The organism is Streptococcus mitis (assembly GCF_002860865.1).
Classification (GTDB): domain Bacteria; phylum Bacillota; class Bacilli; order Lactobacillales; family Streptococcaceae; genus Streptococcus; species Streptococcus mitis_AT.
On record NZ_PKIE01000010.1, the window covers coordinates 40222 to 49013 of the forward strand.

General features: G+C 42.2%; 11 protein-coding genes. 10 read left to right on the forward strand and 1 reads right to left on the reverse strand.

Annotated elements, in window-relative coordinates:
• Window positions 1–118 precede the first annotated feature (118 nt).
• From rpoE to CYK18_RS10055, 3 genes are all read left to right on the forward strand, one after another.
• The gene (gene rpoE, locus CYK18_RS10045; protein WP_042750234.1) at window positions 119–706 is read left to right on the forward strand and encodes a DNA-directed RNA polymerase subunit delta; all 588 of its coding nucleotides are present in this window, start codon (window positions 119–121) and stop codon (window positions 704–706) included.
• 235 nt (window positions 707–941) lie between these two features.
• Window positions 942–2549, forward strand: a complete 1608-nt coding sequence (locus tag CYK18_RS10050) for a CTP synthase (protein WP_101786415.1) — start codon at window positions 942–944, stop codon at window positions 2547–2549.
• Window positions 2550–2668: 119 nt separating this feature from the next.
• Window positions 2669–3742 carry an N-acetylmuramoyl-L-alanine amidase family protein gene (locus tag CYK18_RS10055; protein ID WP_180948052.1) on the forward strand — a complete coding sequence of 358 codons (1074 nt, stop codon included), beginning with the start codon at window positions 2669–2671 and terminating at the stop codon, window positions 3740–3742.
• Window positions 3743–3766: 24 nt separating this feature from the next.
• On the opposite strand, the gene CYK18_RS11165 is transcribed toward CYK18_RS10055, so the two are convergent.
• Window positions 3767–3898 (reverse strand): hypothetical protein, encoded by a 132-nt coding sequence (locus tag CYK18_RS11165; protein WP_257960200.1) that lies wholly within the window; start codon window positions 3896–3898, stop codon window positions 3767–3769.
• A 93-nt stretch (window positions 3899–3991) separates the two neighbouring features.
• Between CYK18_RS11165 and CYK18_RS10060 the strand changes: the two genes are divergently transcribed.
• From CYK18_RS10060 to groL, 7 genes are all read left to right on the forward strand, one after another.
• Window positions 3992–4291, forward strand: coding sequence for a DUF4651 domain-containing protein (locus tag CYK18_RS10060; protein WP_033676298.1), 300 nt, complete (start codon window positions 3992–3994; stop codon window positions 4289–4291).
• Window positions 4288–4605, forward strand: coding sequence for a thioredoxin family protein (locus tag CYK18_RS10065; RefSeq protein ID WP_000615777.1), 318 nt, complete (start codon window positions 4288–4290; stop codon window positions 4603–4605). Before CYK18_RS10060 ends, CYK18_RS10065 begins: the two co-directional genes overlap by 4 nt.
• A 15-nt stretch (window positions 4606–4620) precedes the next feature.
• Complete coding sequence (gene ytpR, locus CYK18_RS10070; RefSeq protein WP_101786417.1) at window positions 4621–5247, forward strand: YtpR family tRNA-binding protein; 627 nt, start codon at window positions 4621–4623, stop codon at window positions 5245–5247.
• A gap of 41 nt (window positions 5248–5288) precedes the next feature.
• Entirely contained in the window at window positions 5289–6050 is a 762-nt protein-coding gene (locus CYK18_RS10075; RefSeq protein ID WP_101786419.1) for an SDR family NAD(P)-dependent oxidoreductase, read from the forward strand.
• 75 nt (window positions 6051–6125) lie between these two features.
• Window positions 6126–6521 carry a single-stranded DNA-binding protein gene (locus CYK18_RS10080; protein WP_101786421.1) on the forward strand — a complete coding sequence of 132 codons (396 nt, stop codon included), beginning with the start codon at window positions 6126–6128 and terminating at the stop codon, window positions 6519–6521.
• Window positions 6522–6676: 155 nt separating this feature from the next.
• Window positions 6677–6961, forward strand: coding sequence for a co-chaperone GroES (gene groES, locus CYK18_RS10085; protein WP_000917323.1), 285 nt, complete (start codon window positions 6677–6679; stop codon window positions 6959–6961).
• 15 nt (window positions 6962–6976) lie between these two features.
• Window positions 6977–8599 carry a chaperonin GroEL gene (gene groL, locus CYK18_RS10090; protein ID WP_101786423.1) on the forward strand — a complete coding sequence of 541 codons (1623 nt, stop codon included), beginning with the start codon at window positions 6977–6979 and terminating at the stop codon, window positions 8597–8599.
• Window positions 8600–8792 lie beyond the last annotated feature (193 nt).

The window sequence follows — 8792 nt, forward strand, 5'->3', positions numbered from 1 at the left end:
TTTCTCCCCCTTAACCTTTGACTATTCCGTAAAATTATCGTAAAATAAAGAGTAAATGATAAAATGAGGTCAGAGTCTGTTCGCTCTGGCGATAGTAGTATAAATGAGGAGAAACGCTTTGGAATTAGAAGTATTTGCTGGGCAAGAAAAAAGTGAACTATCTATGATTGAGGTAGCGCGTGCTATCTTGGAACTTCGTGGTCGCGATCACGAGATGCATTTTAGCGATCTTGTAAACGAAATTCAAAACTACCTTGGAACATCAAACAGCGATATCCGTGAAGCCTTGCCTTTGTTCTACACAGAGTTGAACTTTGACGGTAGCTTCATCTCACTTGGAGACAACAAATGGGGTCTTCGTTCATGGTATGGTGTGGACGAAATCGACGAAGAAATCATTGCTCTTGAAGAAAATGACGACGATGAAGTAGCACCAAAAGCTAAGAAAAAACGCGTCAATGCCTTCATGGATGGCGATTCAGATGCTATTGACTACAATGCAGATGATCCAGAAGATGAAGATGCATACGAAGCTGATCCAGCACTTTCATACGATGATGAAAATCCAGATGATGAGAAAAATGAAGTGGAAGCTTACGATGCAGAAATCAACGAAATCGCCCCAGATGACTTGGGTGAAGACGTGGATCTCAACGAAGAAGACGATGAGTTTTCAGACGATGATTCTGAAAACGTCGAGGAATAAAAGTTAGCTATTGACAATTATCCTATTTTTAGGTATCATATTGTTCGGGCACCTCTTTTAGAGGTCGGGGCTCCCTAGTTCTTAGGGAGCTATTTTTGTTTTTCAAGAAGTTATCTTCTTGTATTTTGGTTGTGAATCTGGTGCAGTCGTTCCAGATTATTCTTATTAGTAGGGTCTTGTTTTCTATGTCCCCTCGTAGTTGACAAGACCTTGAGCATTTTAGAAAGAGGAATCTATGTCAACGAAATATATTTTTGTAACTGGTGGTGTGGTATCGTCTATTGGGAAAGGGATTGTGGCAGCAAGTCTAGGCCGTCTCTTGAAAAATCGTGGTCTCAAAGTGACCATTCAAAAGTTTGACCCTTATATCAATATTGATCCGGGAACTATGAGCCCTTACCAGCACGGGGAAGTTTTTGTGACAGATGACGGAGCTGAGACAGATTTGGACTTGGGTCACTATGAACGTTTCATCGATATCAATCTTAACAAATATTCTAACGTGACAACTGGTAAAATTTACAGTGAAGTTCTTCGTAAGGAACGACGTGGAGAATACCTTGGGGCAACTGTTCAAGTCATTCCTCATATTACAGATGCTTTGAAAGAAAAAATCAAGCGTGCCGCTCTAACGACTGATTCTGATGTCATTATTACAGAGGTTGGTGGAACAGTAGGAGATATCGAGTCCTTGCCATTCTTAGAGGCCCTTCGTCAGATGAAGGCAGATGTGGGGGCGGACAATGTCATGTACATCCATACAACCCTCCTTCCTTACCTCAAGGCAGCTGGTGAAATGAAGACCAAACCAACTCAACACTCTGTAAAAGAATTGCGTGGATTGGGAATCCAACCAAATATGTTGGTTATTCGTACAGAAGAGCCAGCTGGTCAAGGAATTAAAAATAAACTGGCCCAGTTCTGTGATGTGGCACCAGAAGCCGTTATCGAGTCTTTGGATGTCGAACACCTTTACCAAATTCCATTGAACTTGCAGGCTCAAGGTATGGATCAAATTGTCTGTGACCATTTGAAATTAGACGCACCAGTAGCGGATATGACAGAATGGTCAGCCATGGTGGACAAGGTCATGAACCTCAAGAAACAAGTTAAAATTTCCCTTGTCGGTAAGTATGTTGAGTTGCAAGATGCCTACATTTCTGTGGTTGAAGCCTTGAAACACTCTGGTTATGCCAACGACGCAGAAGTGAAAATCAATTGGATCAATGCCAATGATGTGACAGCAGAGAATGTGGCGGAACTCTTGTCTGATGCGGACGGAATCATCGTACCAGGCGGTTTTGGTCAACGTGGTACGGAAGGGAAAATTCAAGCTATCCGCTATGCGCGTGAGAATGATGTTCCAATGTTGGGAGTCTGCTTGGGAATGCAGTTGACTTGTATCGAGTTTGCTCGTCACGTTTTGGGTCTTGAAGGTGCCAATTCTGCCGAGCTTGCACCAGAAACAAAATACCCTATCATTGATATCATGCGTGATCAGATTGACGTTGAGGATATGGGCGGAACCCTTCGTTTGGGACTTTATCCATCTAAGTTGAAACGTGGCTCTAAGGCAGCGGCTGCTTATCACAATCAAGAAGTGGTGCAACGCCGTCACCGTCACCGTTATGAGTTTAACAACGTCTTCCGTGAACAGTTTGAGGAAGCAGGCTTTGTCTTTTCAGGAGTTTCTCCAGACAATCGTTTGGTAGAAATCGTGGAAATTCCAGAAAATAAATTCTTTGTAGCGTGTCAGTATCACCCTGAACTGTCAAGTCGTCCAAATCGTCCAGAAGAACTCTACACTGCCTTTGTGACTGCAGCAGTTGAGAACAGCAATTAGCTAGATTATAACCTTTGAGAACAATCTCAGAGGTTTTTTGCTTGCATATTTAGGATATGAGTTGCAAAATAAAGACATAGTGATATAATTAACATAATAAAAGTTAAGGAGGATTTACAATGAAAAAAATCACACTATTTGGTTTGTCTCTAGCATGCCTAGCTTTACTGGCTTTTCCTCATTCAGGTCAGGCCTTCGATCTAAAAGAAGAATGGGTTGTTAAGTGTGGAGTACAGTATCAAGATGGCAAGATTCTTCGATTTAACAATGGTCATGAAGTGGATATCAAAGTCTTGGATTTGCCAAAAACCGAGAAAATCGAGTGGACGGTTAGTCTCAATGGTCAAGATCAGACAGTCAATTTCCTAGGTCAAGAAAAGGACAAGTCTATGATTGGCGTAGAAGGGCGTTATCTGAATTTCTATGTTCCATATGGCTATAGAGGAGATATCAAGGTAGAAGCCAAGAGCGGAAACGAAGTGAAGACCTGGTCAACGAAAGTGGTTGACGATGTACATCATGAAGGTGGAAAGAGAGGCTACTACCGTATTGAAGAATCAAATAATCAATACACTTACCTCGATGCTAAATGGGATTATCAAACCAAGACTTACACTGCCACCCTACCAGAGACTGTCAATGGTCAAAAAGTCTTTGCTTGGGCAGACTATGACAATGGTGAGTTGAAACTTGAAAAACAAAAGTCTATTAGTCATAAATATGATGGAGGATCTTTCAAAGAACTTTATCCAATCGTAAAAGCAGAAAGCTGGCTAAAATCAAACCAAAACTGGTACTATCAAAAACAAGGTCAATTAGTAGAGAAGGATTGGGTTAAGGACAAGGGAACTTGGTACTTTATGAACGATAAAGGAGTCATGTTCAATCAAACTTGGCTCTATCAAGGTGGCAACTGGTATGCCTTTAAATCATCAGGAGCCATGATTGCTAGTGATTGGCTTTACGATCAAGGCAAGTGGTACTATTTATCAACTTCAGGAGCTATGAAAGCAAGCGCTTGGGTTTATGACAAGGGAGACTGGTATTATGTAAGTTCTTCTGGTGCCATGCAAGCGAATGATTGGATCAAAGACAATGGTAAGTGGTATTATCTAGCTTCATCAGGTAAGATGCTTCGCAATACCTACACACCTGATGCTTACTACGTTGACAACTCAGGTGCCTGGCGATAAGAATAATATTCTTCGAAAATCTCTTCAAACCACGTCAGCTTCATCCACAACCTCAAAACAGTGTTTTGAGCTGACTTCGTCAGTTCTATCCACAACCTCAAAACGCTGTTTTGAGCAGCCTGCGGCTAGCTTCCTAGTTTGCGCTTTGATTTTCATTGAGTATAAGAAGTCCTTTTCCTTTAAGGAAGAGGCTTTTTACTTGCTTTTCTGCTGCTTCCTCATTTGTCCTAAAAACTTTTTTGTGTTAAAATGAATGGTATGAAAGCTAAAAAAATGTGGATGGCAGGTCTGGCTCTGCTTGGTATTGGGAGCCTTGCCCTTGCTACGAAAAAAGTTGCAGATGACCGCAAGCTCATGAAGACTCAGGAAGAGTTGGCAGAGATTGTGCGAGACCATTTTTCAGACATGGGGGAAATCGCGGCCCTCTATGTTCAAGTCTATGAAAGCAGTCTAGAGAGCTTGGTTGGTGGCGTCATTTTTGAGGATGGCCGTCATTATACCTTTGTCTATGAAAATGAGGACCTGGTCTATGAGGAGGAAGTCTTATGATACAACCAGCAAGTTTAGAAGAATTGGCATCTTTAGTAGAAAAAGATGGCAAGAAAGTCTTCCTTTTTGTGGCGGACTGGTGTGGCGATTGTCGTTATATCTATCCTGCCTTGCCAGAGATTGAGGAGACTAATCCAGAGTTCACCTTTATTCGAGTGGACCGAGACCAGTATATGGATTTGGCCAAACTCTGGGATGTATATGGAATCCCTAGCCTTGTTGTTCTAGAAAAAGACAAGGAAATTGGTCGTTTTGTTAATCGCGATCGTAAAAGTAAGCAACAAATTAACGACTTTTTAGCAGGACTGAAATAGGAGAAAAGAGAAACAATGATTTTTACATATAACAAAGAACATGTCGGTGATGTCCTTATGGTCATCGTGAAAAACAGTGGAGATGCCAAACTGGATGTGGAGCGCAAAGGCAAGGTAGCTCGTGTTTTCCTCAAAGACAATGGGGAAACAGTGGCGTGGAATGTTTTCGAAGTTTCAAGTTTATTTGAAATTGCAGAGCGTGGTCAAGTTTTTTTATCAGATGAGCAAGTCGCTCGTTTGAACCAAGAATTACAGGCGGAAGGCTTTACAGAAGAAATTGTAAATGACAAGGAACCTAAGTTTGTTGTTGGTGAAATTGTCGAGATGGTAGCCCATCCAGATAGTGACCACCTCAACATCTGCCAAGTTGCAGTCGCAAGTGACAAGACAGTGCAAATCGTTGCAGGGGCTCCCAATGCGCGTGTCGGGTTGAAAACCATTGTGGCTCTTCCTGGAGCGATGATGCCCAAAGGCAATCTTATTTTCCCAGGTGAACTTCGTGGTGAAAAGAGTTTTGGCATGATGTGTAGTCCTCGTGAATTGCATTTGCCAAAGGCTCCGCAAAAACGTGGTATTATTGAATTATCAGAAGACCAAGTTGTTGGAACTCCATTTGACCCAGCTAAACACTGGACTGCCTAAGCAGTTGTTAGTATCTGATAGACCAGCTAGAAGGAAATAAGATGGCAAAAAATGTAGTGATTACAGGAGCGACATCAGGTATTGGTGAAGCGATTGCGCGTGCTTATCTGGAGCAGGGTGAGAATGTCGTTCTAACTGGACGACGGATAGATAGACTAGAAACCCTCAAGTCGGAGTTTGCAGAAGTCTTCCCAAATCAAACTGTCTGGACCTTTTCACTAGATGTGACGAATATGACCATGGTGAAGACTGTCTGCTCTGATATTCTAGAAACGATAGGTCAGATTGATATTCTGGTCAACAATGCCGGACTGGCTCTAGGTTTAGCACCTTATCAGGACTATGAAGAGTTGGATATGTTGACCATGCTGGATACCAATGTCAAAGGTTTGATGGCCGTCACTCGCTGTTTCTTGCCAGCAATGGTAAAAGCCAATCAAGGACATATCATCAACATGGGGTCAACCGCAGGAATCTACGCCTATGCTGGTGCCGCTGTTTACTCAGCTACCAAGGCAGCAGTTAAGACCTTTTCAGATGGTCTGCGAATTGATACCATCGCAACGGATATCAAGGTGACGACCATTCAGCCTGGAATTGTCGAAACAGATTTTTCTACAGTGCGTTTTCATGGTGACAAAGAGCGGGCTGCGTCCGTTTACCAAGGAATAGAAGCCTTGCAAGCTCAAGATATTGCAGACACAGTAGTCTATGTGACTAGTCAACCTCGTCGTGTTCAGATTACAGATATGACCATTATGGCAAATCAACAGGCGACAGGTTTCATGGTTCATAAAAACTAAAAAATTTCCTCGAAAGTTACAAATTTCTGTAACTTTTTTGATTTTCTGCGAATAGATAAGTAGGAGGAAGAAAATATGTATAATAAAGTTATTCTTATTGGAAGAATCGTTGCAGCACCAGAATTGCACAAAACCAGCAATGACAAGTCAGTAGCACGAGCAACTATCGCTGTGAACCGTCGTTACAAAGACCAAAACGGGGAACGCGAAGCTGATTTTGTCAATATGGTTCTTTGGGGCAGACTAGCAGAAAGCTTGGCCAGCTACGCAACCAAAGGTAGTCTCATTTCCGTTGATGGGGAACTTCGTACCCGTCGTTTTGAGAAAAATGGTCAAATGAACTACGTGACCGAAGTCCTCGTCACAGGATTCCAACTCTTGGAAAGTCGTGCTCAACGTGCCATGCGTGAAAATAATGCAGGCCAAGATTTGGCAGATTTGGTCTTGGAAGAGGAAGAATTGCCATTTTAAGCATTAAAAAGTCTGAGTTGCTCTCAGGCTTTTTATCTTGAGAAAGTCAGACTTTTTTCTTGACTATTTCTGACCAAGTGATACAATAGAACTATGATTTAGCACTCAGATATAAAGAGTGCTAATACTATCTATCTCATTATGGAGGAAATCAGATGTTGAAACCATTAGGGGACCGTGTGGTCTTAAAAATCGAAGAAAAAGAACAAACTGTTGGAGGTTTTGTCCTCGCAGGTTCAGCCCAAGAAAAAACCAAAACAGCTCAAGTTGTGGCTACTGGACAAGGTGTTCGTACCTTGAACGGTGACTTAGTTGCTCCAAGTGTTAAAGCTGGAGACCGTGTCTTGGTTGAAGCTCACGCAGGTCTTGATGTCAAAGATGGCGATGAAAAGTACATCATCGTAGGCGAAGCTAACATCTTGGCAATCATTGAAGAATAGAAGGAGAAAGTAAGTATGTCAAAAGAAATTAAATTTTCATCAGATGCCCGTTCAGCTATGGTCCGTGGTGTCGATATCCTTGCAGACACTGTTAAAGTAACCTTAGGACCAAAAGGTCGTAATGTCGTTCTTGAAAAGTCATTCGGTTCACCCTTGATTACCAATGACGGTGTGACTATTGCCAAAGAAATCGAGTTGGAAGACCATTTTGAAAATATGGGTGCCAAATTGGTATCAGAAGTCGCTTCAAAAACAAATGATATCGCAGGTGACGGGACTACAACTGCAACTGTTTTGACCCAAGCAATCGTCCGCGAAGGAATCAAAAACGTCACAGCAGGTGCAAATCCAATCGGAATTCGTCGTGGGATTGAAACAGCAGTTACCGCAGCAGTAGAAGCCTTGAAAAATAATGCCATCCCTGTTGCCAACAAAGAAGCCATCGCTCAGGTTGCTGCTGTATCTTCTCGTTCTGAAAAAGTTGGTGAGTACATCTCTGAAGCCATGGAAAAAGTTGGCAAAGATGGTGTTATCACCATCGAAGAGTCACGTGGTATGGAAACAGAACTTGAAGTTGTGGAAGGAATGCAGTTTGACCGTGGTTACCTTTCACAGTACATGGTGACAGATAGCGAAAAAATGGTGGCTGACCTTGAAAATCCATACATTTTGATTACAGATAAGAAGATTTCAAATATCCAAGAAATCTTGCCACTCCTCGAAAGCATTCTCCAAAGCAATCGTCCACTCTTGATTATTGCGGATGATGTGGATGGTGAAGCTCTTCCAACTCTTGTATTGAACAAGATTCGTGGAACATTCAACGTGGTAGCAGTCAAAGCTCCAGGTTTTGGTGACCGTCGCAAAGCCATGCTCGAAGACATTGCCATCTTGACAGGAGGAACAGTTATTACAGAAGACCTTGGTCTTGAGTTGAAAGATGCTACTATTGAGGCGCTTGGTCAAGCTGCTAGAGTGACTGTTGATAAAGATAGCACTGTTATCGTAGAAGGTGCTGGAAATCCTGAAGCGATTTCTCACCGTGTTGCAGTTATCAAGTCTCAAATCGAAACTACAACATCTGAATTTGATCGTGAAAAATTACAAGAACGCTTGGCAAAATTGTCAGGTGGTGTCGCAGTGATTAAGGTCGGTGCTGCAACTGAAACTGAGTTGAAAGAAATGAAACTCCGCATTGAAGATGCCCTTAACGCTACTCGTGCAGCTGTTGAAGAAGGAATCGTTGCAGGTGGTGGAACAGCCCTTGTAAATGTTATCCCTGCCGTAGCTGATTTGGAATTGACAGGAGACGAAGCAACGGGCCGCAATATTGTACTCCGTGCCTTGGAAGAACCTGTTCGTCAAATCGCCCACAATGCAGGATTTGAAGGCTCTATCGTTATCGATCGTTTGAAAAATGCTGAGCTTGGTACAGGTTTCAATGCAGCGACTGGCGAATGGGTCAACATGATTGATCAAGGGATTATCGACCCAGTTAAAGTGAGTCGTTCAGCTCTACAAAATGCAGCATCTGTAGCTAGTTTGATTTTGACAACAGAAGCAGTCGTAGCCAATAAACCAGAACCAGTGGCCCCAGCTCCAGCAATGGATCCAAGCATGATGGGCGGCATGATGTAAGCTTTCTATAGAAAACAACTTATTAAAAAACACAAAAGGAGGGAATGTCTACAATGTCATTAAGTTAGTGATCTAACTCTTTAAATAGGAGATAGGATTGAGAACATCAAAGTGATTCTCTATCCTATCTTCTATTTTTTTGCATGACAAATAAAGGTTTTTTCACCCTATTTTTTGAGATTTATGTTACTCT

Bases quoted from the DNA above. Each gene is read 5' to 3' on its own strand.
- CYK18_RS10075 (WP_101786419.1), top strand. From the start codon at position 5,289: ATGGCAAAAAATGTAGTGATTACAGGAGCGACATCAGGTATTGGTGAA.
- CYK18_RS10060 (WP_033676298.1), top strand. From the start codon at position 3,992: ATGAATGGTATGAAAGCTAAAAAAATGTGGATGGCAGGTCTGGCTCTG.
- CYK18_RS10050 (WP_101786415.1), top strand. From the start codon at position 942: ATGTCAACGAAATATATTTTTGTAACTGGTGGTGTGGTATCGTCTATT.
- CYK18_RS10065 (WP_000615777.1), top strand. From the start codon at position 4,288: ATGATACAACCAGCAAGTTTAGAAGAATTGGCATCTTTAGTAGAAAAA.
- CYK18_RS10080 (WP_101786421.1), top strand. From the start codon at position 6,126: ATGTATAATAAAGTTATTCTTATTGGAAGAATCGTTGCAGCACCAGAA.
- CYK18_RS10055 (WP_180948052.1), top strand. From the start codon at position 2,669: ATGAAAAAAATCACACTATTTGGTTTGTCTCTAGCATGCCTAGCTTTA.
- CYK18_RS11165 (WP_257960200.1), bottom strand. From the start codon at position 3,898: ATGAAAATCAAAGCGCAAACTAGGAAGCTAGCCGCAGGCTGCTCAAAA.
- groES (WP_000917323.1), top strand. From the start codon at position 6,677: ATGTTGAAACCATTAGGGGACCGTGTGGTCTTAAAAATCGAAGAAAAA.
- groL (WP_101786423.1), top strand. From the start codon at position 6,977: ATGTCAAAAGAAATTAAATTTTCATCAGATGCCCGTTCAGCTATGGTC.
- ytpR (WP_101786417.1), top strand. From the start codon at position 4,621: ATGATTTTTACATATAACAAAGAACATGTCGGTGATGTCCTTATGGTC.